Raw genomic sequence first — 20,760 nt, 5'->3', positions numbered from 1 at the left:
GCGGCCTTGTGTCGCGATGGGGCGCGTAGCGGCCCCAGATTTCAGCGTCAATGCAAACATTCCTGGGGCCGCTTTGCGCCCCATCGCGACACAAGGCCGCTCCTACAAAGGGCAGCGCCGGCGCTGACATAAAGTGATAGGCCAAGAAAAAGCCCCGCCAGTTCGCACTGGCGGGGCTTTTTCATTCAGCCTTGGCTATCAACCATGATGAGGCTTTTGCTCATCGGCGGTTTCCAGGGCTGGCTCTCCGGCGGCTGCAGCAGCTTCCTGCGCGGCTTTGGCGGCAGCCTCGGCCTCACGTTTGCGGCGGCGAACTTCACGCGGGTCGTTCGGCGCGCGGCCGTTGGCCAGCATGACAGTGGCAGGCTCTACCACGGCTGGGGCCGCGACCGGCGCAGGCTCGACAACCACAGGTGCAGGCTCGGCCACTACTTCTGGCTGGGCTTCGGCAACCGGGGCAGGCTGTTCGGCAGCCGGCGCAGCCTCGACCACGGTCGGGGCCTGCTCGATTTCACCGGCTTCGACAGCTGGCGCTTCTACCGGAGCTTCGACAGCCACGGCCGGCTCGACAACAGGCGCTTCTTCGACGACCGGTTGTGGCGCGACTTCGACCACGGGCTCGGCAGTTGCCTCGACCACGGCTACAGGCTCGCTGACCGGCTGCTCGACCACTGGGGCCACGGCCACTTCTTCAACCTTGGTGACAACTTCGACTTGCTCGAGCTTTTCAGCCTGCTCAACCGGCTGGGCGGCTTCGCTGTTGTCGGTTGCTGCAGCGGCAACGACGTCAGCGGTGGCGCGCTCGGCCTGCTGGTTGGCCTGGGCTTCGGCGTCGCTGCTGATGTTGCTGGTAGCAACCGCTGCAGTTACAGCCAGGCCGGCCGCCAGTTCAGCACCCAGCTCGGTGGCCTGGTGCTGCTGTGGCTGTTCGTCGCTGCCTTCTTCTTCGCCGTCGATCAGCTCGCCATTGGCATTGCGCTGACGTTCACGACGGTTGCTGCGGCGACGCTGGCCACGCGAGCGGCGGCGCGGACGCTCGCCATCGGTGCCTTCCTGCTCGTCTTGCAGTTGTTCTTCATTCGGCAGTTGCTCTTCGGCCAGCTCGGCAGCCTGTTCGGCCGCTTCTTCGGCCGCGCGTGGCTGACGCTCTTCACGGGGTGGGCGCGGGGCGCGCTCTTCACGCGGAGCACGTTCTTCACGTGGTGCACGCTCTTCACGCGGGGCGCGTTCTTCACGTGGTGCACGCTCTTCACGCGGGGCGCGTTCTTCACGTGGTGCACGCTCTTCACGAGGGGCGCGTTCTTCACGTGGGGCACGCTCTTCGCGAGGGGCCCGCTCTTCACGCGGTGCACGCTCTTCACGTGGGGCGCGTTCTTCACGGGCTACACGTTCTTCACGTGGCTGGCGCTCTTCGCGTTCGGCCGGTGGGGTAGCGTCCAGCGGCTCGCGCAGTTCGCGTACGCGCTCTTCGCCACGGTTGCCGCGGCGGTCTTCGCGTGGCTGGCGTGGTGCGCGTTCTTCCCGCGGTGCCCGCTCTTCGCGTGGGGCACGTTCTTCACGTGGTGCACGTTCTTCGCGTGGCTGGCGCTCGGCACGCTCTTCACGCGGCTTGCGCTCTTCGTCGCGGCGGCCATTGCGGTTGCGGCTTTGCTGACGGCCGTTGCGGCGTTCTTCGTTGCGTGGGCTGCGCTCGGCGGCCGGTTTTTCGGCGGCAGGGGCGACCGGGGCAGCGGCAGGCTCGTCCTTGCCGGCGAACAGGCTGACCAGCGACTTGACCAGGCCCTTGAACAGGCTTGGCTCCGGCGCGCTCGGCGCGGCGGCGGCGGGTGCAGGTTGCTGCTCTTCGGCGGCGGCCGGTACCGGTGCATTGGCGCGGGCCGGGGCGGTTTTCACGGCCGCTTCCTGGCGAACCAGGGTACGGGTGGCAGTCGGTTGTGGTGCTTCTTCGGTTTCGCTGGCGGCGATTTCGTAGCTGGACTGGTTGTTCAGCACTTCCGGGTTGTCGTCGCGCAGGCGCTGGACTTCGAAGTGCGGGGTTTCCAGGTGATCGTTCGGCAGGATGATGATGCGCGCACGGGTGCGCAGCTCGATCTTGGTGATGGAATTACGCTTTTCGTTGAGCAGGAACGCTGCTACCGGGATTGGCACCTGGGCACGCACTTCGGCGGTGCGGTCTTTCAGGGCTTCTTCTTCGATCAGGCGCAGGATGGCCAGCGACAGCGACTCGACGTCACGGATGATGCCGGTGCCGGAGCAGCGTGGGCAGACGATGCCGCTGCTTTCACCCAGCGATGGGCGCAGGCGCTGACGGGACATTTCCAGCAGGCCAAAGCGCGAGATGCGGCCAACCTGCACGCGGGCGCGGTCGGCTTCCAGGCACTCACGCACGCGCTCTTCGACGGCGCGCTGGTTCTTGGCCGGGGTCATGTCGATGAAGTCGATGACGATCAGGCCGCCGATGTCACGCAGGCGCAACTGGCGGGCGATTTCCTCGGCCGCTTCCAGGTTGGTCTGCAGGGCGGTTTCTTCGATGTCGCTGCCTTTGGTGGCGCGCGCCGAGTTGATGTCGATGGACACCAGGGCTTCGGTCGGGTCGATCACGATCGAGCCACCGGACGGCAGGTCGACCACGCGCTGGAAGGCGGTTTCGATCTGGCTTTCGATCTGGAAGCGGTTGAACAGCGGCACGCTGTCTTCGTAGAGCTTGACCTTGCTGGCGTACTGCGGCATCACCTGGCGGATGAAGGTCAGGGCTTCTTCCTGGGCGTCGATGCTGTCGATCAATACTTCGCCGATGTCCTGGCGCAGGTAGTCGCGGATGGCGCGGATGATGACGTTGCTTTCCTGGTAGATCAGGAACGGCGCGGCGCGGTCCAGGGACGCTTCCTTGATGGCGGTCCACAATTGCAGCAGGTAGTCCAGGTCCCACTGCATTTCTTCGCTGCTGCGGCCCAGGCCGGCGGTGCGCACGATCAGGCCCATGTCGCCCGGTACGGTCAGGCCGTTCAGGGCTTCGCGCAGTTCGTTGCGCTCTTCGCCTTCGATGCGGCGCGAGATGCCACCGGCGCGCGGGTTGTTGGGCATCAGTACCAGGTAGCGGCCGGCCAGGCTGATGAAGGTGGTGAGGGCGGCACCTTTGTTGCCACGCTCTTCCTTCTCGACCTGAACGATGACTTCCTGGCCTTCGCTGAGCACTTCCTTGATGTTCACCCGGCCTTCCGGGGTTTTCTTGAAGTATTCGCGGGAGATTTCTTTCAGCGGCAGGAAGCCGTGACGTTCGGAACCGAAGTCGACGAAAGCGGCTTCGAGGCTGGGTTCGATGCGGGTGATCTTGCCTTTGTAGATGTTGGCCTTTTTCTGCTCACGCGCGCCGGACTCGATGTCCAGGTCGTAGAGACGTTGGCCGTCCACCAGGGCTACACGCAACTCTTCGGGTTGAGTTGCGTTAATCAGCATTCTTTTCATGTTGTACCGTCGGTTTCCGGGCTGCCGGAAACGGCGTTCGGCACACACGACGTCTCATGGTCGGTGCCAAGGTGCGCAAAGGGTGGCCGGGCCACCCCCGTGTCGAGCAACGTTCGGCACCAGCCGGTTGCCCAGCCTGCCGTTGTCGCGACGACGCGTCCTGTTTGCTGCGGTGCCAACAAGGCCCCGGTGGCTTCGAATGGGTATCCGAATCAACCAAGCGGGCCGTGTGCACTCAGTCAGGAGGAGGAATCAACCGTCAGCCGTGGACGCCCGGGGGCATCTGTTCAGGACCTTATCCGCTCACCAGCCTTCAATCGGCTGCTGGCCGGACGCGGTGCTACACGGTCCGAGGGCTGTGCATCTCCACCCTGCACGTATCCCTGATAATTCGGGTGCTGCCGCGCGCTGAATCCGCAACGGGTTGCATTTTTCGCCAGCTTCGAATGGGAAGCTGACGCCATTACATGTCCAAGGCTGTTGTTTCCGGAGCATTCGCCTTGCGTTGCGTGGAAGCGACGGGGGCGGGCAGAGCTACAACGAAAAGAATCGGGTAAGCAGGTGAACAACCACACTTGTCGTTTTTTTCGGTCTTCTCTACACAGCGCTGGTGGCGATTCCAGGCAATTCGGTAAACTGGCGAAAACCCCGTAGGACGGCCTCGCGTCCTGGAGAATTGCGTAGGTCAGCAACCGGCTCAGGGCCTGGTTTTGCTGGCCTGCCACTTTTGGCGGCGTTCGCGACTATAGCAGCAATGATTAAGTGCTTCAATTCCATAAAAAATTGTTATGATTCCCGCCATGACGACCAATACCCCTCCGACTTCCGGCGTACAGCTGATCGAAGTCGCGCCGGAGCTTGCCGGCCAACGCATCGACAATTTCCTCATCACGGCGCTCAAGGGCGTGCCCAAGACCCTGGTCTACCGCATCCTGCGCAAGGGTGAGGTGCGGGTCAACAAGGGCCGCGTGAAACCCGAGTACAAGATCCAGGCCGGCGATATCGTGCGGGTGCCGCCCGTCCGCCTGCCGGAGCGCGACGAGCCGGCACCGGTCGCCCAGGGGCTGTTGCAGCGCCTGGAGGCGGCCATCGTCTATGAAGACAAGGCGCTGATCGTGATGAACAAGCCGGCCGGCATCGCCGTGCATGGCGGTAGTGGCCTGAGCTTCGGCGTGATCGAGGCGCTGCGCCAGCTGCGCCCTGACGCCAAGGAGCTGGAGCTGGTGCACCGCCTGGACCGCGACACCTCCGGCCTGCTGATGATCGCCAAGAAGCGCAGCATGTTGCGCCACCTGCATGCGGCGCTGCGCGGTGATGGCGTGGACAAGCGCTACATGGCATTGGTGCGGGGCCACTGGCCCACGGCCAAGAAACAGGTCAACGCGCCCCTGCTCAAAAGCAACCTGCGCTCGGGCGAGCGTATGGTCGAGGTGAACGATGAGGGCAAGGAGGCGCTGACCCTGTTCCGCGTGCTGCGTCGCTTCGGCGATTTCGCCACCATTGTCGAGGCGCGGCCGATCACCGGGCGTACCCACCAGATTCGCGTGCATACCCTGCATGCCGGGCACATGATCGCCGGCGACAACAAATACGGCGACGAAGATTTCAGCCGCGAAATTCGTGAGTTGGGTGGCAAGCGCCTGTTCCTGCACGCCTACGCGCTGACCGTGCCGCTGCCGGACGGTGGCGAGCTCAAGCTTGAGGCGCCGGTGGACGAAGTCTGGGCCAAGACGGTGGAGCGGCTGAGTGCGCCGTGACCTATGAAAAAAGCTTATGAACTGCTGATCTTCGACTGGGACGGCACGCTGGCCGACTCCATCGGGCGCATCGTCGAGTCCATGAACGCGGCTGCCGTGCGTGCCGGTGAGGCGCAACGCAGTGATGATGCGATCAAGGGCATCATCGGCCTGGCCCTGGACGAGGCCATCCATACCCTGTACCCGCACCTGGAGCCCGTTCAGGTCGAAAGCTTCCGTCAGCACTACGCTGATATCTACACCGCCCTGGATCAGCAGCCTTCGCCGCTGTTCGAGGGGGTGAGCGAGTCGCTGGACGCCTTCCGCGCCGAGGGTTACCGCCTGGCGGTGGCCACCGGCAAGGCCCGTCGCGGCCTCGATCGGGTGCTCAAGGCCAACGGCTGGCAGGCGTTTTTCGACATTACCCGCGCCGCTGATGAGACCCGTGGCAAGCCACACCCGCTGATGCTCGAGGAAATTCTCGGCCATTGTGGTGTAGAACCGCAGCGTGCGCTGATGGTCGGAGATTCGGCATTCGACCTGCAAATGGCCAGCAATGCCGGCATGCATTCGGTGGCCGTGGGCTATGGTGCCATGTCGTTACAGGCGCTGGCCGAGTTCGGCCCGCAGGTGTGCATCGAGCATTTTTCCCAGCTGCGCGAGTGGTTGGCTGGGGCCGCAATTCCACTTCCAAGGTAGGTGAGCATGGCAGACGAATGGAAAGCCCCCGAGGCCGAGCCCGGGGAGCGCGAAGAGCGCAAGAGCTGGCAACTGCTGGAAAAGACCCTGTTGGCCAGTGTGCAGGAGCAGCGCCGCTCACGGCGCTGGGGTATTTTTTTCAAGCTGCTGACCTTCGTTTACCTGTTCGGCATCCTGGCGCTGTTCTCGCCGCTGATGGATATGGACAAGGCGGCCTCGCGCGGTGCCAGCCATACCGCACTGGTCGAGGTGCGTGGCGTGATTGCCGACCAGGAGGCAGCCAGCGCAGACAATATCGTCAAGAGCCTGCGTGAGGCCTTCAAGGACAGCAAGACCAAGGCTGTGGTAATGCGCATCAACAGCCCGGGTGGCAGCCCGGTGCAGGCCGGTTACGTGTACGACGAAATCCGCCGCCTGCGTGCCGAATACCCGGCCATCAAGCTGTACGCGGTAATCGCCGACCTGGGGGCGTCCGGTGCCTACTACATTGCCAGTGCCGCAGACGAGATCTACGCCGACAAGGCCAGCCTGGTGGGGTCCATCGGGGTAACGGCGGCCGGCTATGGCTTTGTCGGCACCATGGAAAAGCTGGGTGTCGAGCGCCGTGCCTACACCTCGGGTGAGCACAAGGCGTTCCTTGATCCGTTCTCGCCGGAAAAGCCCGAGGAGACCCGGTTCTGGCAAGGAGTGCTGGACACCACGCACAACCAGTTCATCGCCATGGTCAAGCAGGGCCGCGGCGAGCGCCTGAAAGACAAGGAGCACCCGGAGCTGTTCAGTGGCCTGGTGTGGTCGGGTGAGCAGGCCAAGGCGCTGGGGCTGGTGGATGGGCTGGGCAGTGCCAGCTATGTGGCCCGCGAGATCGTTGGCGAGAAGGAGCTGGTGGACTTCACCGTGCAGGAATCGCCGTTTGACCGCTTCTCCAAGCGGGTCGGGGCCAGTGTGGCTGAGCACCTGGCCATGTGGATGGGCTTCCAGGGGCCACAGCTGCGCTGATAGCCTGTTCTGGCCTCATCGCCGGCAAGCCGGCTCCCACAGGTGCCCCACAGTTCTCAAAACTTGTGCAGTACCCGTGGGAGCCGGCTTGCCGGCGATGGGCCGCAAAGCGGCCCCAGGCCCTCAAGGAATCACCACCCCTTCCTTGGTCAGCATGTCCACCAGCCGAATCAACGGTAGCCCGATCAGGCTGGTGGCGTCGCAGCCATGGGTGCTCTGAAACAAACTCACCCCCAACCCCTCCGCCTTGAAGCTGCCAGCGCAGTCCAGCGGCTGCTCCGCCGCTACATAGCGCTCCACCTGCTCGGGGCTTAGTTCGCGCAAGGTCACGGTAAACGGTATGCAATCGACCTGGCATTGCCCGGTGGCGCTGTTAAGCAGTGCCAGCCCGGTCAGGAAGCACACCTGCTGCCCGCTGCACGCCAGCAGTTGTTCGCACGCGCGCTCGAAGGTCTGCGGCTTGCCCAGCACCTGTTCGCCCAGCACCGCCACCTGGTCCGAGCCGATGATCAGGTGCCCGGGGTGGTTGCCCGCCAGTGCCTCGGCCTTCTGCCTGGCCAGGCGCTGCACCAGCTCTGGCGCTGGCTCGCCGGCCTGGCGCTGCTCGTCTATGTCGGGGCTTGCCCAGGTGAAAGGCAGTTGCAGGCGGGCGAGCAGTTCGCGGCGATAGGCAGAGCTGGAAGCCAGTAACAGAGGAAGCATGGTAGACTCCTGATTCAGTTGAACAAATTCTATCACGCACGATGCTGCCTAATTTCCTTTGACAGGGGCGGGGGGCATCCCTATTATGCTGCGCCTATGTTGAATGACCCGATTCCACCTCACGTTGACCCGCGCAAATTAGCCGATCGTGGCGTAACCCTTAACGGTTCGCTGCCGCTCGCTGATTTGGAAAGACTCTGCGACCCGCTTTCCGACAATGTCGGTACGGTGCAGGCGAAGTTCGATTTTGAACGAGATGAACAGCACGTGGTGGTTATCCACAGCGAGCTGGACGTCGAAGTCAAAATGGTTTGCCAGCGTTGTCTTGAGCTGGTCACCCTGCCGATCCATAGCGAATGCACTTACGCTGTGGTGAAGGAGGGTGCGAATACCCAGTCGTTGCCGAAAGGCTATGACGTGCTGGAACTGGGCGAAGATCCTTTGGATCTGCAGGCATTGATCGAGGAGGAGCTTCTGCTCGCCCTGCCAATCGTGCCTGCTCATCATCCGGAAGAATGCCAGCAGCCGGCGGGCGCAGACGAGCCCGAATCGAGCAAGGACGAGGTATCGCGGTCCAACCCGTTCAGTGTTTTGGCGCAGTTAAAGCGTGACCCAAACGTTTAGGAGTTAATCAATTATGGCTGTTCAGCAGAACAAAAAATCCCGCTCTGCCCGTGACATGCGCCGTTCGCACGACGCTCTGTCGGAAAACGCGCTGTCGGTAGACAAGTCCACCGGTGAAGTCCACCTGCGCCACCACGTTTCGCCAGAAGGCGTATACCGTGGTCGCAAAGTGGTCGACAAGGGCGCTGACGAGTAATCCTTGTCCGCTCAGGTCATCGCGATCGACGCAATGGGCGGGGACTTCGGTCCCCGCAGCATTGTTCAGGCTAGCATTGCCTGCCTTTCCGCTACCCCCTCGTTACACCTGACCCTCGTCGGTCAACCCTCCCTCCTGGAAGATCTTGTCAGTGGCCTTGCGGCTGCGGATCGCGCGCGCCTGCAAATCGTCGCCGCCAGTGAAGTGGTCGGCATGGACGAGCGGCCATCCCAGGTGCTGCGTGGCAAGCCGGACTCGTCCATGCGCATCGCCCTGGAACTGGTGCGTGATGGCAAGGCCCAGGCCTGCGTCAGTGCCGGCAACACCGGCGCGCTGATGGCGTTGTCACGCTTCGTGCTCAAGACCCTGCCGGGTATCGATCGCCCGGCCATGGTGGCGGCGATCCCGACCCAGGCCGGTTACTGCCAGTTGCTCGACCTGGGTGCCAATGTCGATTGCAGTGCCGAAAACCTGTACCAGTTCGCCGTGATGGGGTCGGTGGCCGCCCAGTCCCTGGGTGTTCACCGCCCGCGCGTGGCGTTGCTGAACATCGGTACCGAGGACATCAAGGGCAACCAGCAGGTCAAGCTGGCGGCAAGCCTGTTGCACAATGCCCGCGGGCTCAACTATGTGGGCTTTGTCGAAGGTGACGGGCTGTACCGTGGCGAGGCGGATGTGGTGGTGTGCGACGGCTTTGTTGGCAATATCCTGCTCAAGTCCAGCGAGGGCCTGGCCACCATGATCGGTGCGCGGATCGAGCAATTGTTCAAGGGCGGCTTGCTGGCGCGGGCTGCTGGAGCGGTGGCCATGCCCCTGCTCAAGCGTCTGCAGGCCGACCTGGCGCCGGCGCGGCACAATGGCGCGAGTTTCCTGGGTTTGCAGGGTATCGTCATCAAGAGCCATGGCTCCGCGGGCGTTCAGGGGTTCCAGAGTGCCATCCAGCGGGCGTTGATCGAGATTCAGGAGAATCTGCCGCAGCGTTTGCACGGGCGTTTGGAGGACCTGCTGCTTTAGCCTGCGACGGGGCCCGAGCAGGCAAACAAAGACCTTAGGCATATCACCGATGAAGTGCTTAAATGTGACCGCTTGGTCTGCGTCTTCATCCAAGCTTTCAGATTCCGCGCCTGGCCCAAGGCCTGGCGTACCCTATCCGACGACAAGATCATAAGGGCTTGTTCAATGTCTGCATCTCTCGCATTCGTCTTTCCCGGTCAAGGTTCCCAGTCGCTGGGCATGCTCGCCGAGCTCGGCGCCGAGAAGCCAGTGATCATCGAAACCTTCAAGGAAGCTTCTGACGCACTCGGTTACGACCTGTGGAAGCTGGTCCAGGAAGGTCCGGAAGAGCAACTCAACCAGACCGACAAGACGCAGCCGGCGATCCTCACCGCGTCCATCGCGTTGTGGCGTCTGTGGCTGGAAGAGGGCGGTGCCAAGCCAGCTTTCGTGTCCGGTCACAGCCTGGGTGAATACAGCGCCCTGGTCGCTGCCGGCAGCATCAGCCTGAAAGACGCTGTGCGCCTGGTCGAGCGCCGTGGCCAGCTGATGCAGGAAGCGGTGCCTGCCGGGCACGGGGCGATGGCCGCCATTCTCGGCCTGGACGACGCTGTGGTCGTGGAGCTGTGCGCCGAAGCGGCTGAAGATGAAGTGGTCAGTGCCGTCAATTTCAACTCGCCAGGGCAGGTGGTCATCGCCGGCAACAAGGCGGCGGTGGACCGCGCCATGGAGCTGTGCAAGGCCAAAGGCGCCAAGCGCGCCCTGCCGCTGGCCGTCAGCGTGCCTTCGCACTGCGCCCTGATGAAGCCGGCTGCCGAGCGTTTTGCCGATGCGGTCAACGCCATCGAGTGGAAGGCCCCGCAGATTCCGGTGGTTCAGAACGTCACCGCCGCCATCGCGGCCGACCTCGATGCCCTCAAGCAGGACCTGCTGGCGCAGCTGTACCAGCCGGTACGCTGGGTTGAGTGCGTGCAGGCCCTGGCGGCTAATGGTGCGGTCAATCTGGTCGAGTGCGGCCCGGGCAAAGTGCTGGCTGGCCTGAACAAGCGTTGCGCCGATGGCGTGACCACTTACAACCTCAATACCCCTGACGCCGTTGCCGCCACCCGCGCGGCACTGGCCTGAATTGGAGAAGCTTGCATGAGCCTGCAAGGTAAAGTTGCACTGGTCACTGGCGCCAGCCGTGGCATTGGCCAGGCCATCGCCCTGGAACTGGGCCGCCAGGGCGCAACCGTGATTGGTACCGCCACTTCGGCCTCCGGCGCCGAGCGTATCGCCGCCACCCTCAAAGAGCACGGTATCACCGGCACCGGCATGGAATTGAACGTGACCAGCGCTGAGTCGGTTGAAGCGGTACTGGCTGCCATTGGCGAGCAGTTCGGCGCCCCGGCCATTCTGGTCAACAACGCCGGCATCACCCGCGACAACCTCATGCTGCGCATGAAAGACGACGAATGGTTCGATGTGATCGACACCAACCTGAACAGCCTCTACCGTCTGTCCAAGGGTGTGCTGCGTGGCATGACCAAGGCCCGTTGGGGTCGTATCATCAGCATCGGCTCGGTCGTCGGTGCCATGGGTAACGCTGGCCAGGCCAACTATGCGGCTGCCAAGGCCGGGCTGGAAGGCTTCAGCCGCGCCCTGGCGCGTGAAGTCGGTTCGCGTGGCATTACCGTCAACTCGGTGACCCCTGGTTTCATCGATACCGACATGACCCGCGAACTGCCTGAAGCGCAGCGCGAAGCCCTGCAAACCCAGATCCCACTGGGCCGCCTGGGGCAGGCCGACGAAATTGCCAAGGTGGTTTCGTTCCTGGCTTCGGACGGTGCAGCCTATGTAACCGGTGCAACCGTGCCGGTCAACGGCGGGATGTACATGTAACCCTGCAACTCAATGTGACGGATTTCGTAAAAAAAGAGTCATACTGCGAGCCTAAAATCCGTTATAAAGCTGCAATCAGATTCCAGACAGCGGGTGCGGTGACTAGCCTGAAGGCAGGTTCAGCTTGAAAAGCGAACGTCTTTCTATAAAATTAGCCACCGGCCAGCTGCCTGCATATATCCATTAGGAGTGAAAACTAGGTATGAGCACCATCGAAGAACGCGTCAAGAAAATCGTCGCCGAGCAACTGGGCGTCAAGGAAGAAGAAGTGACTGCTGAGAAGTCCTTCGTCGATGACCTGGGTGCCGATTCGCTTGACACCGTTGAACTGGTGATGGCTCTGGAAGAGGAATTCGAGACCGAAATCCCTGACGAAGAAGCCGAGAAGATCACTACCGTTCAAGCTGCTATCGACTACGTCAAGAACCACCAGGCTTAAGACGTTACCGTCGACGCTACTTGTCGGGGAAAACCGCACTGCCTTCGCTGGCGTGCGGTTTTTTCTTTGCGAGCGCCGCGTATTGTCCAGGCCGCCTCGTTCACCGCGCACCAAGAGTCTGTTGCCATTTCATTCCAGCGCTTGAATGCAATGCCAAGAGACTCTGTTATTAGAAAAGGAGAGTACTGTGTCGCGTAGACGCGTCGTGGTCACCGGTATGGGTATGCTGTCGCCACTGGGTACCGATGTACCGAGCACCTGGCAGGGCATTCTGGCTGGCCGCAGTGGCATCGGTCCGATCGAACACACGGACCTGTCTGCCTACTCCACCCGTTTTGGCGGCTCGGTGAAAGGCTTCGAGGTGGAGCAGTACCTGTCGGCCAAAGAGGCCCGCAAACTCGACCTGTTCATCCAGTACGGCCTGGCGGCCGGGTTCCAGGCGGTGCGTAATGCCGGCCTGGAAGTCACCGACGCCAACCGCGAGCGCATCGGCGTGGCCATGGGGTCGGGGATCGGGGGCCTGACCAACATCGAAGAAACCAGCCGCACCCTGCATGACTCGGGGCCGCGTCGCATTTCGCCATTCTTCGTGCCGGGCTCGATCATCAACATGATCTCGGGTTTCCTGTCGATCCACCTGGGCCTGCAGGGCCCCAACTACGCCATTGCCACGGCCTGCACCACCGGCACCCATTGCATCGGCATGGCCGCGCGCAATATCGCCTACGGTGAAGCCGACGTAATGATTGCCGGCGGCGCCGAAATGGCCGCTTGCGGGCTGGGCATGGGTGGCTTCGGTGCTTCGCGCGCGCTGTCCACCCGCAACGACGAGCCTGCCCGCGCCAGCCGCCCATGGGACAAAGGCCGCGATGGTTTCGTGCTGTCCGACGGTGCCGGTGCCTTGGTGCTCGAAGAACTGGAGCATGCCCAGGCCCGTGGGGCGACCATCTATGCCGAGTTGATCGGTTTTGGCATGAGCGGCGACGCTTACCACATGACCTCGCCACCAGACTCCGGTGAAGGCGCTGCGCGCTGCATGGCCAACGCCCTGCGCGATGCTGGCATCCAGCCGGAACACGTGAGCTACATCAACGCCCATGGCACTTCGACCCCCGCGGGCGACATTGCCGAAGTGGCGGCGATCAAGCGCGTATTCGGCGAGCACGCCTACAAGCTGGCAGTCAGCTCGACCAAGTCGATGACCGGCCACCTGCTGGGGGCAGCTGGCGCGGTAGAGGCGATCTTCAGTGTGCTGGCGATCAACAGCCAGATGGCGCCGCCGACCATCAACCTGGACGAACCGGACGAAGGTTGCGACCTGGACTTCGTACCGCACCAGGCGCGCAGCATGCCGATTGATGTGGTGTTGTCCAACTCGTTCGGCTTTGGTGGCACCAACGGCTCGCTGGTGTTCCGCCGGTTCGCCGGTTGATGCTCAGCTGGATCGACGGCCAGCCCGCGACTGCGCTCAATCTGCAGAACCGCGGGCTGGCTTACGGCGATGGTCTTTTCGAAACCATCGCCGTTCGGCATGGCCGGCCCAGCCTGCTGGACGGCCATCTCGCCCGCCTCGCGCTGGGTTGCCAGCGGCTGGCGATTGGCGCCGACCTGGCGCAGGTGCGTGAGGAATTGCTGCGTTATGCCAGCCAGCTCGGCGACGGGGTAGCCAAACTCATCCTCACCCGTGGCGACAGCCAGCGTGGTTACGCGCCGGTTGCCGATGCCGTGCCCCGGCGTATCCTGCAGGGCGGCCCGTTACCCAGCTATCCTGTTGCCCATGCCGAGCAGGGCGTACGCTTGTTCCCCTGCCAGACACGGCTTGGGGAACAACCGTTGCTGGCCGGGCTCAAACACCTCAACCGCCTGGAGCAGGTGCTGGCCCGTGCCGAATGGCAGGACAGTGACCATGCCGAGGGCCTGATGCGTGACGGGCACGGCCGGGTGATCGAAGGGGTATACAGCAACCTGTTCCTGGTGCGCGACGGCGTGCTCTTTACCGCCGACCTCAGCCGTTGTGGCGTGGCCGGGGTCATGCGCGGTGCCTTGCTCGACCAGGCGCGCTTGCAGGGTATTACGGCCCACGTCTGCGACCTGCCGTATGATGCGCTGGAGCAGGCCGATGAAGTATTTGTTTGCAACAGCGTCTATGGCGTGTGGCCCGTGCGCGGGCTTGCCGCGTTAAACTGGTCGCCGGGCCCGCTTACCCGAAAACTGCAGGCCGTTGCCCGTACGTTACTGGAAACCTGAATTCGTGAGACGTAAATTCCTGCTGTTGCTGGAAATGGGTCTGATCCTCGCCGGTCTGGCGCTAGGCTGGTCGGCCTGGAAAATCAACTCGGTCCTGGAGCAGCCACTGCACGTCACGCAGGAACGCCTGCTCGACGTGCCCAATGGCACCACCCCCAACCGCATGTTTTACCGCATGCAAACCGAAGGGCTGCTCGACGACGCCGTCTGGTTGCGCCTGTACTGGCGCTTCAACATGGCCGGTACCCCGTTGCACACCGGCGAATACCGCCTCACCCCTGGCATGACCGTCGAGCAGCTGTTCGACGCCTGGCGCCGGGGCGACGTGGTGCAATACAACCTTACCCTGGTCGAGGGCTGGACCTTCCGCCAGCTGCGCGCGGCCGTGGCCAAGCATGAAAAGCTCAAGCACACGCTGGATGGCCTGTCGGACGCCGAGGTCATGGACAAACTTGGCCATACCGGTGTGTTCCCTGAGGGCAGGTTCTTCCCCGATACCTACCGCTTCGTGCGCGGCATGAGCGACGTCGAATTGCTGCAGCAGGCCTACATGCGCCTGGAAGAAGTGCTGGCCAAGGAATGGGCCGAGCGCGCCACCGACCTGCCGTACCGCGATCCCTACCAGGCGCTGATCATGGCTTCGCTGGTGGAGAAGGAAACCGGCATCCCCCAAGAGCGCGGGCAGATCGCCGGGGTGTTCGTGCGGCGTTTGCGCCTGGGCATGATGCTGCAGACCGATCCGACGGTTATCTACGGGATGGGTGAGCGCTATAACGGCAAGATCACCCGTGCCGACCTGCGTGAGCCTACGCCCTACAATACCTACACCATCACTGGCCTGCCGCCCACGCCGATTGCCATGGTCGGCCGCGAGGCGATTCACGCGGCGCTTAACCCGGCCGATGGCACCAGCCTGTACTTCGTCGCCCGTGGCGACGGCAGCCATGTGTTCTCCGACGACCTCAACGATCACAACTCGGCGGTCCGGGAGTTTCAGCTCAAGCGGCGGGCAGACTATCGCTCCAGCCCTGCGCCGCAGCAGCCGGCAAAACCGGGCGACGATGACGCTGCGCCAGCGGCCGGCGAAGAGCAGCCGGCACCCGATGAGCCGGCTGCGCAGCCGGCGCCGGCCGCTCCCGCCGGTGATGCCCAGGCGGCCGAGCCGGCAACGCCTGACGAACAACATTAAGGACTGCCTGTGAGCGGCTTGTTTATTACTTTGGAAGGCCCCGAAGGCGCGGGCAAAAGCACCAACCGCGACTACCTGGCGGCGCGCCTGCGCGAGCATGGCCTGGATGTGGTGCTGACCCGTGAGCCAGGTGGCACGCCGCTGGCCGAGAAGGTGCGTGAGCTGCTACTGGCCCCCAGCGATGAACCCATGGCCGCCGACACCGAACTGCTGCTGGTGTTCGCTGCCCGCGCCCAGCACCTGGCGCAGGTGATCCGCCCGGCGCTGGCCCGTGGCGCTGTGGTGTTGTGCGACCGGTTTACCGATGCCACGTATGCCTACCAGGGCGGTGGCCGCGGCCTGCCGGTCGAGCGTATCGCCACTCTGGAGCAATTCGTCCAGGGCGACCTTCGCCCGCAGCTGACGCTGGTGTTCGACCTGCCGGTCGAAGTCGGTCTGGCCCGTGCCGCTGCGCGCGGTCGCCTCGACCGCTTCGAGCAGGAAGGCCAGGCGTTTTTCCAGGCTGTGCGCCAGGCTTACCTGCAGCGCGCTCAGCGCGAACCCCAGCGTTACAGCCTGCTGGATGCCGCACAGCCGCTCGCGGCCGTGCAGCGTGCTATCGATGCGCTGTTGCCGGCCATCGTGGAGCGGTGCCGTGGCTGAGGCCTACCCATGGCAGCAGGCGCTCTGGCAGCAATTGGCCGGGCGCAGTCAGCATGCCCATGCCTACCTGCTGCACGGTCCGCAGGGCATTGGCAAGCGGGCCATGGCAGAGCGTCTGATGGCCCGCCTGTTGTGCCAGCAGCCGCAAGGCCTCGATGCCTGCGGCACCTGCAAGTCCTGCCTGCTGCTGAAAGCCGGTAGCCACCCTGACAACTACATCCTTGAGCCCGAAGAGGCCGATAAGCCGATCAAGGTCGACCAGGTCCGTGACCTGGTGGCCTTCGTGGTGCAGACGGCGCAGCTGGGTGGGCGCAAGGTGGTGTTGATCGAGCCGGTGGAAGCCATGAACGTCAATGCTTCCAACGCACTGTTGAAAAGCCTTGAGGAGCCTTCCGGCGACACCGTGTTGCTGCTGGTCACGCACCAGCCCAGCCGGCTGCTGCCGACCATCAAGAGCCGTTGCCAGCAGGTGGCCTGCCCCCAGCCGAACCTGGCCCAGAGCCAGGCCTGGTTGGCCGCGGCGTTGCCTGATACGGACGAGGCCGAACGCGACGAATTGCTGAGCTTGGCCGCCGGCTCGCCGCTGATGGCGGTCAGCCTGCAGGCGCAGGGTGTGCGCGAGCAGCGTGCGCTGGTTACTGACGGGGTGAAGAAGTTACTCAAGCAACAGCAATCGCCCAGCCAGCTGGCCGAAGCCTGGAAGGCTGTGCCGATGTTGAGGGTATTCGATTGGTTCTGCGATTGGGCGCACCTCATTCTGCGCTACCAGTTGACCCAGGACGAGGAGGGGTTAGGCTTGGCCGATATGCGCAAGGTGGTGCAGTACCTGGCGCAGAAAAGCCGCCAGGCCAAGGTGCTGGAGGTGCAGGCGTGGATCCTCGAACAGCGCCAGAAAGTGCTGGGCAAGGCCAACCTCAATCAAATCCTGTTGCTCGAATCGCTGCTGGCTCATTGGCTGCAACTGCCGGGCGCCCGCTGATTTCCCATTTTCCATGTGTGCCGCTATCCCATGCTCGTAGACTCCCATTGCCACCTTGACCGTCTTGACCTCAGTGCCCATCAGGGCTCGCTCGATGCTGCGCTGCAGGCGGCGCGTGATCGCGGGGTGGGGCATTTCCTGTGCATCGGCGTCAGTGCCGAAAACGCCGGCGCGGTAAAGGCGTTGAGCGAGCAGTACGCGGATGTCGACTGCTCGGTCGGTGTACACCCGCTGGACCTGGCGCCGGGCGAAACCCCGGCGCTGGAATGGCTACTGCGCGAACTGGCCCACCCGCATGTGGTGGCCATTGGCGAAACCGGGCTGGATTACCACTACGAGCCTGAAGCCGCTGAATTGCAGCAGGCCTCGTTCCGCCTGCACCTGGAGGCTTCGCGGCAGACCGGCAAGCCAGTGATCGTGCATACCCGGGCGGCGCGCGCCGATACCCTGGCACTGCTGCGCGAGGCCAATCTGCCGCAGGCTGGCGTGCTGCACTGCTTTACCGAAGACTGGGACATGGCCAAGGCGGCGCTGGACCTGGGCTATTACATATCGCTGTCTGGCATCGTTACCTTCCGCAATGCCGATGCCCTGCGGGAAGTGGCGCGGCAAGTGCCGGTCGACCGCTTGTTGGTGGAAACCGATTCGCCGTATCTGGCGCCAATTCCGTATCGCGGCAAGCCGAACTTGCCGCAATATGTGCGGGAAGTGGCGGAGTATGTGGCTTCGCTGCGCGGGGCCAGTTATGGGCAATTGGCTGAGCAGACAACGGCTAACTTCAAGCGGTTGTTTCCGTTAGCGCGGGTGGGTTGATTCATTGGAGTTGAAGGTTGTGTGAGGGCCATGAGGTGCCTGCCACAACAAATTCAGCGCCTGTGATATCGAGCGCCGCAGGTGTTCGCCGAAGGATTTGCAGCGCCTATGAGATCGAGCGCCGCCCGCGCGGCGCTTCGCGGGTAAACCCGCTCCTACGTTTGTTTCTGGCCAGTATCGCCTGTGCCAGGCGCGCGCGACCGCCTTGTTTGTACGACGCCATATCGAGCCATGCGCCAAAGCGTTCGCGCGCAAATCCCACAGGCATAATTGGCCCTAAACAAATGTAGGAGCGGGTTTACCCGCGAAGCGCCGCGCGGGCGGCGCTCGATCTCATAGGCGCTGCAAATGCTTCGGCGAACGCGGGCGGCGCTCGATCTCACAGGCGCTGCAAATGCTTCGGCGAACACCAGCGGCGCTCGTACCACCCCCAAAAATCCCACCTCCAACGCCCGCCGCAAACACACAAAAAAAACCCGGGTTCTGGGGGAGGAATCCGGGTTAAGACCATTAGGAGTAAAACAAAGGTACGCGGTCCCTGAGCACCTTTATCGGCGCGCCGCTAGGGGGGATGCGCCGCGCCAACACTTCTAGTATTGGCCAGGTTTGGCGGCCTGCCAGTGGCTATTGGTCGTTTTTTAAACAGATTTGGAATACGCCCGCGTCTGGTTCCTCCCGCAGCGTATGGCCGAGAGCATTCTGAAACACAGCCATGCTCGGAAGATCCGTGCAATTTCCCGCAAGTTAGGCATAATAAACCGCTTCGATTGTCATCCAGTCCTTCCCATGCAGAAAGAACCTCGTAAGGTCCGTGAGTTTCGCCGTCGCGAACAGGAAATCCTCGATACCGCGCTCAAGCTGTTTCTCGAGCAAGGTGAAGACAGCGTCACCGTCGAGATGATCGCCGACGCCGTGGGCATCGGCAAAGGCACGATCTACAAGCACTTCAAGTCCAAGGCCGAAATCTACCTGCGCCTGATGCTCGACTACGAGCGCGACCTGAACGGGTTGCTGCACTCGGCCGACGTCGACCGTGACAAAGAGGCCCTGTCGCGTGCCTATTTCGAATTCCGCATGCGTGACCCTCAGCGTTACCGGCTGTTCGACCGCCTGGAAGAGAAGGTGGTCAAGGGCAACCAGGTGCCGGAAATGGTCGAACAGTTGCACAGCATCCGTGCCTCCAACTTCGACCGCCTCACCCAGCTGATCAAGGGCCGCATCAGCGAGGGCAAGCTCGAAGACGTGCCTCCTTACTTCCATTACTGCGCCGCCTGGGCACTGGTGCATGGTGCCGTTGCGCTGTACCACTCACCGTTCTGGAGCAATGTGCTGGAAGATCAGGAAGGCTTCTTCCAGTTCCTGATGGACATCGGCGTGCGCATGGGCAACAAGCGCAAGCGCGACCCGGAGCCGTCCCACTGAGCTACGCCCCACCGGCTATGTGTACAGGGCTTGCAAAAACCTGATTTATGAGTCAGCTTTTGCCGGCCCTTCTATCCATGCCGGAGTCATCCATGATCGTCGATCGTCAAGGCAGGCGGTTTCGTAACCTGCGTGTCAGCCTGACGGCTGCCTGCAATTACGCCTGTACCTATTGCGTGCCCGACGGCAAGCGCCTGGTGGCGGCGCAGGATGAGCTTTCGGCAGACGCACTGGCGCGTGGCGTGGCCTACCTGATTGAAGCAGCCGGCATCGAGCGCTTGCGTATCACCGGTGGTGAACCGCTGGTCAGTCCGCGCCTGGATCCCTTTCTCGCCGCGGTGGCCAAGCTCGGCCTCGAGGATATTTCGCTGACTACCAATGGTCAGCTGCTAGGCCGTAAGTTGCCGCAATTGCAGGCAGCCGGAATTCGCCGGCTGAATGTTTCGCTCGACACCCTGGATCCGTTGACGTTTCGCCAGATCGCCCGCGGCGGCGACCTGGCCACGGTGCTGGCGGCGATGGAGCGGGCTCGCGCCATGGGCATGCAGATCAAAGTGAACATGGTGCCGATGCGCGGGCAAAACCTCGACCAGGTGCTGCCGTTGCTGGATTACTGCATGGCGCGGGGCTTTGAGTTGCGTTTCATCGAACTGATGCGCATGGGCCACCTGGCGCGTGATCACTCTGCTTTCCTGCGGCAATTCGTCAGCCTCGATGACCTGCTCACGCTGATCGGCGGTCAGCATGCCCTCGCCCGTGTCGCTGCGCCGGTGGACGCCACCGCCATGCGCTATCAGATCCCCGGCAAGGGGCACTTCGGCGTCATCGCCAATGAGAGCGTGCCGTTCTGCCGCACGTGCTCGCGGCTACGGCTGTCGTCCACAGGTTGGCTGCATGGCTGCCTGTCGTCGGGCAATCGTCATTTCGTTGGCGACCTTCTGGAGAAACCACGTCACCAAGCCTTGCCGGCGCTGCAGCGGTTACTGGTCAAGGCGCTGGCAGACAAACAGGCATTGGCGTTTTCCGGCGGCGTGACGGTGATGAAGGTAATCGGCGGCTGAAGCTGGCGCAAAAGCTGCATCCGCCGGCTATTCGCCGGTTTTTCGTCGCCGGTCACTGGAGGAAAGATGCGTAGCCTGGTCTTGCTGCTGGCGCTGATGGCGTTGGGCGGTTGCATGAATGTCAGCGATATGGGCGAGGGCGTCCGCTATCACATGAGCGACGCAGGGCTGCTGGACCATAGCGAAACCCGGCGCACGCTGTCGATTCGCCTGCAGCCCGACTCGTTCATCTTCATAGGGCAGGGCGCATTCGTGCCGCCTGGCAAGGGCCCGGTACCCCGGCAGAATGCAGTGGCCGAGCAGGCGTTCAAGAGTTTCGTCGAGTATTTCCCGCTGGTACGCCGCGCCCAAGGCCCGCTGGGCCTGGAAGAGGCCATTGCGCAGGCCCGTTCGGTCGGTGCCGACTATGTGCTGTATACCCGCTTCGCCCGCACCGACGACCGCATCGGCAATGGTGACGAGTGGTACGACGAGCAAGCCGTCGACCGCCTGGGCTGGGACAGCGGCGTGGTGCAGATGATGCTGATCGAAACCAATACCCGTTACCTGATCGATACCGCTCGCATCAAGAGCCGTGGCGGTTTGTTGACGTTCCACGACAAAACCCCCGAGGATTTGCTTGCCGCACCGATGCGCGAGTACGCTCGTAGCCTTCTGGGCATGAGTGAGTGAGGCG

General features: G+C 63.0%; 20 protein-coding genes. 18 read left to right on the top strand and 2 right to left on the bottom strand.

Annotated features, from left to right (window positions below; all coding sequences use genetic code 11):
* Nucleotides 1–198 precede the first annotated feature (198 nt).
* Nucleotides 199–3,465, bottom strand: coding sequence for a ribonuclease E (gene rne / locus K4A76_RS16855; protein WP_274410746.1), 3,267 nt, complete (start codon nt 3,463–3,465; stop codon nt 199–201).
* Nucleotides 3,466–4,265: 800 nt separating this feature from the next.
* On the opposite strand from rne, the gene rluC reads away from it, so the two are divergent.
* Genes rluC through K4A76_RS16840 form a run of 3 tightly spaced genes read left to right on the top strand, consistent with a single transcriptional unit; the run spans nt 4,266 to nt 6,896 of the window.
* Entirely contained in the window at nt 4,266–5,222 is a 957-nt protein-coding gene (gene rluC / locus K4A76_RS16850; protein ID WP_009685075.1) for a 23S rRNA pseudouridine(955/2504/2580) synthase RluC, read from the top strand.
* 3 nt (nt 5,223–5,225) lie between these two features.
* Entirely contained in the window at nt 5,226–5,900 is a 675-nt protein-coding gene (locus tag K4A76_RS16845) for an HAD family hydrolase (RefSeq protein WP_054905786.1), read from the top strand.
* A gap of 6 nt (nt 5,901–5,906) precedes the next feature.
* Entirely contained in the window at nt 5,907–6,896 is a 990-nt protein-coding gene (locus K4A76_RS16840; protein WP_009685073.1) for a S49 family peptidase, read from the top strand.
* Between the two features lie 123 nt (nt 6,897–7,019).
* Here K4A76_RS16840 and K4A76_RS16835 read toward each other — a convergent pair whose 3' ends face one another.
* On the bottom strand, nt 7,020–7,598 hold the full coding sequence (locus K4A76_RS16835) for a Maf family protein (RefSeq protein ID WP_274410745.1): 579 nt from the start codon (nt 7,596–7,598) through the stop codon (nt 7,020–7,022).
* A gap of 96 nt (nt 7,599–7,694) precedes the next feature.
* Between K4A76_RS16835 and K4A76_RS16830 the strand changes: the two genes are divergently transcribed.
* The 15 genes from K4A76_RS16830 (at nt 7,695) to K4A76_RS16760 (ending at nt 20,756) form a co-directional block, all read left to right on the top strand.
* Entirely contained in the window at nt 7,695–8,222 is a 528-nt protein-coding gene (locus K4A76_RS16830) for a YceD family protein (RefSeq protein WP_080709253.1), read from the top strand.
* Between the two features lie 13 nt (nt 8,223–8,235).
* A complete protein-coding gene (gene rpmF / locus K4A76_RS16825) occupies nt 8,236–8,418 on the top strand; it encodes a 50S ribosomal protein L32 (RefSeq protein ID WP_029887079.1) in 183 nt (60 codons plus the stop codon).
* Nucleotides 8,419–8,421: 3 nt separating this feature from the next.
* On the top strand, nt 8,422–9,432 hold the full coding sequence (gene plsX / locus K4A76_RS16820; RefSeq protein WP_443218403.1) for a phosphate acyltransferase PlsX: 1,011 nt from the start codon (nt 8,422–8,424) through the stop codon (nt 9,430–9,432).
* A 165-nt stretch (nt 9,433–9,597) separates the two neighbouring features.
* Nucleotides 9,598–10,536, top strand: coding sequence for an ACP S-malonyltransferase (gene fabD / locus K4A76_RS16815; RefSeq protein ID WP_274410744.1), 939 nt, complete (start codon nt 9,598–9,600; stop codon nt 10,534–10,536).
* A 15-nt stretch (nt 10,537–10,551) separates the two neighbouring features.
* The gene (gene fabG / locus K4A76_RS16810; protein ID WP_003247160.1) at nt 10,552–11,292 is read left to right on the top strand and encodes a 3-oxoacyl-ACP reductase FabG; all 741 of its coding nucleotides are present in this window, start codon (nt 10,552–10,554) and stop codon (nt 11,290–11,292) included.
* A gap of 202 nt (nt 11,293–11,494) precedes the next feature.
* Nucleotides 11,495–11,731, top strand: a complete 237-nt coding sequence (acpP, locus tag K4A76_RS16805; protein ID WP_009685065.1) for an acyl carrier protein — start codon at nt 11,495–11,497, stop codon at nt 11,729–11,731.
* Nucleotides 11,732–11,918: 187 nt separating this feature from the next.
* Nucleotides 11,919–13,163 carry a beta-ketoacyl-ACP synthase II gene (gene fabF, locus K4A76_RS16800; RefSeq protein ID WP_173890700.1) on the top strand — a complete coding sequence of 415 codons (1,245 nt, stop codon included), beginning with the start codon at nt 11,919–11,921 and terminating at the stop codon, nt 13,161–13,163.
* On the top strand, nt 13,163–13,978 hold the full coding sequence (gene pabC, locus K4A76_RS16795; protein ID WP_274410743.1) for an aminodeoxychorismate lyase: 816 nt from the start codon (nt 13,163–13,165) through the stop codon (nt 13,976–13,978). The genes fabF and pabC overlap by 1 nt, the downstream gene beginning before the upstream one ends.
* Nucleotides 13,979–13,982: 4 nt before the next feature.
* A complete protein-coding gene (gene mltG / locus K4A76_RS16790; RefSeq protein WP_274410742.1) occupies nt 13,983–15,167 on the top strand; it encodes an endolytic transglycosylase MltG in 1,185 nt (394 codons plus the stop codon).
* A gap of 9 nt (nt 15,168–15,176) precedes the next feature.
* Nucleotides 15,177–15,809, top strand: a complete 633-nt coding sequence (gene tmk / locus K4A76_RS16785) for a dTMP kinase (RefSeq protein ID WP_274410741.1) — start codon at nt 15,177–15,179, stop codon at nt 15,807–15,809.
* Nucleotides 15,802–16,788: a DNA polymerase III subunit delta' gene (locus K4A76_RS16780; RefSeq protein ID WP_274410740.1), complete on the top strand. Its 987-nt coding sequence runs from the start codon at nt 15,802–15,804 to the stop codon at nt 16,786–16,788. Before tmk ends, K4A76_RS16780 begins: the two co-directional genes overlap by 8 nt.
* A gap of 30 nt (nt 16,789–16,818) precedes the next feature.
* Nucleotides 16,819–17,601 carry a TatD family hydrolase gene (locus K4A76_RS16775; RefSeq protein ID WP_009685057.1) on the top strand — a complete coding sequence of 261 codons (783 nt, stop codon included), beginning with the start codon at nt 16,819–16,821 and terminating at the stop codon, nt 17,599–17,601.
* A gap of 786 nt (nt 17,602–18,387) precedes the next feature.
* Entirely contained in the window at nt 18,388–19,023 is a 636-nt protein-coding gene (locus K4A76_RS16770) for a TetR/AcrR family transcriptional regulator (RefSeq protein ID WP_009685056.1), read from the top strand.
* Nucleotides 19,024–19,115: 92 nt separating this feature from the next.
* Nucleotides 19,116–20,084 (top strand): GTP 3',8-cyclase MoaA, encoded by a 969-nt coding sequence (locus tag K4A76_RS16765; protein ID WP_110679708.1) that lies wholly within the window; start codon nt 19,116–19,118, stop codon nt 20,082–20,084.
* 66 nt (nt 20,085–20,150) lie between these two features.
* The gene (locus tag K4A76_RS16760) at nt 20,151–20,756 is read left to right on the top strand and encodes a DUF4823 domain-containing protein (protein WP_009685054.1); all 606 of its coding nucleotides are present in this window, start codon (nt 20,151–20,153) and stop codon (nt 20,754–20,756) included.
* The last annotated feature ends 4 nt before the right edge of the window (nt 20,757–20,760 follow it).

It is taken from the genome of Pseudomonas sp. NEEL19 (genome assembly GCF_028751975.1).
GTDB lineage: Bacteria > Pseudomonadota > Gammaproteobacteria > Pseudomonadales > Pseudomonadaceae > Aquipseudomonas > Aquipseudomonas juntendi.
The sequence above is the reverse complement of the archived record's forward strand: the minus strand, read 5'-3'. Positions and strand labels throughout refer to the sequence as shown.

What these genes read in the sequence shown, in the direction of transcription:
- K4A76_RS16760 (WP_009685054.1), top strand. Translation starts at nt 20,151, where the DNA reads ATGCGTAGCCTGGTCTTGCTGCTGGCGCTGATGGCGTTGGGCGGTTGC.
- acpP (WP_009685065.1), top strand. Translation starts at nt 11,495, where the DNA reads ATGAGCACCATCGAAGAACGCGTCAAGAAAATCGTCGCCGAGCAACTG.
- K4A76_RS16775 (WP_009685057.1), top strand. Translation starts at nt 16,819, where the DNA reads ATGCTCGTAGACTCCCATTGCCACCTTGACCGTCTTGACCTCAGTGCC.
- K4A76_RS16770 (WP_009685056.1), top strand. Translation starts at nt 18,388, where the DNA reads ATGCAGAAAGAACCTCGTAAGGTCCGTGAGTTTCGCCGTCGCGAACAG.
- K4A76_RS16845 (WP_054905786.1), top strand. Translation starts at nt 5,226, where the DNA reads ATGAAAAAAGCTTATGAACTGCTGATCTTCGACTGGGACGGCACGCTG.
- rpmF (WP_029887079.1), top strand. Translation starts at nt 8,236, where the DNA reads ATGGCTGTTCAGCAGAACAAAAAATCCCGCTCTGCCCGTGACATGCGC.
- K4A76_RS16765 (WP_110679708.1), top strand. Translation starts at nt 19,116, where the DNA reads ATGATCGTCGATCGTCAAGGCAGGCGGTTTCGTAACCTGCGTGTCAGC.
- fabD (WP_274410744.1), top strand. Translation starts at nt 9,598, where the DNA reads ATGTCTGCATCTCTCGCATTCGTCTTTCCCGGTCAAGGTTCCCAGTCG.
- K4A76_RS16835 (WP_274410745.1), bottom strand. Translation starts at nt 7,598, where the DNA reads ATGCTTCCTCTGTTACTGGCTTCCAGCTCTGCCTATCGCCGCGAACTG.
- rluC (WP_009685075.1), top strand. Translation starts at nt 4,266, where the DNA reads ATGACGACCAATACCCCTCCGACTTCCGGCGTACAGCTGATCGAAGTC.
- fabG (WP_003247160.1), top strand. Translation starts at nt 10,552, where the DNA reads ATGAGCCTGCAAGGTAAAGTTGCACTGGTCACTGGCGCCAGCCGTGGC.
- pabC (WP_274410743.1), top strand. Translation starts at nt 13,163, where the DNA reads ATGCTCAGCTGGATCGACGGCCAGCCCGCGACTGCGCTCAATCTGCAG.
- rne (WP_274410746.1), bottom strand. Translation starts at nt 3,465, where the DNA reads ATGAAAAGAATGCTGATTAACGCAACTCAACCCGAAGAGTTGCGTGTA.
- K4A76_RS16840 (WP_009685073.1), top strand. Translation starts at nt 5,907, where the DNA reads ATGGCAGACGAATGGAAAGCCCCCGAGGCCGAGCCCGGGGAGCGCGAA.
- K4A76_RS16830 (WP_080709253.1), top strand. Translation starts at nt 7,695, where the DNA reads ATGTTGAATGACCCGATTCCACCTCACGTTGACCCGCGCAAATTAGCC.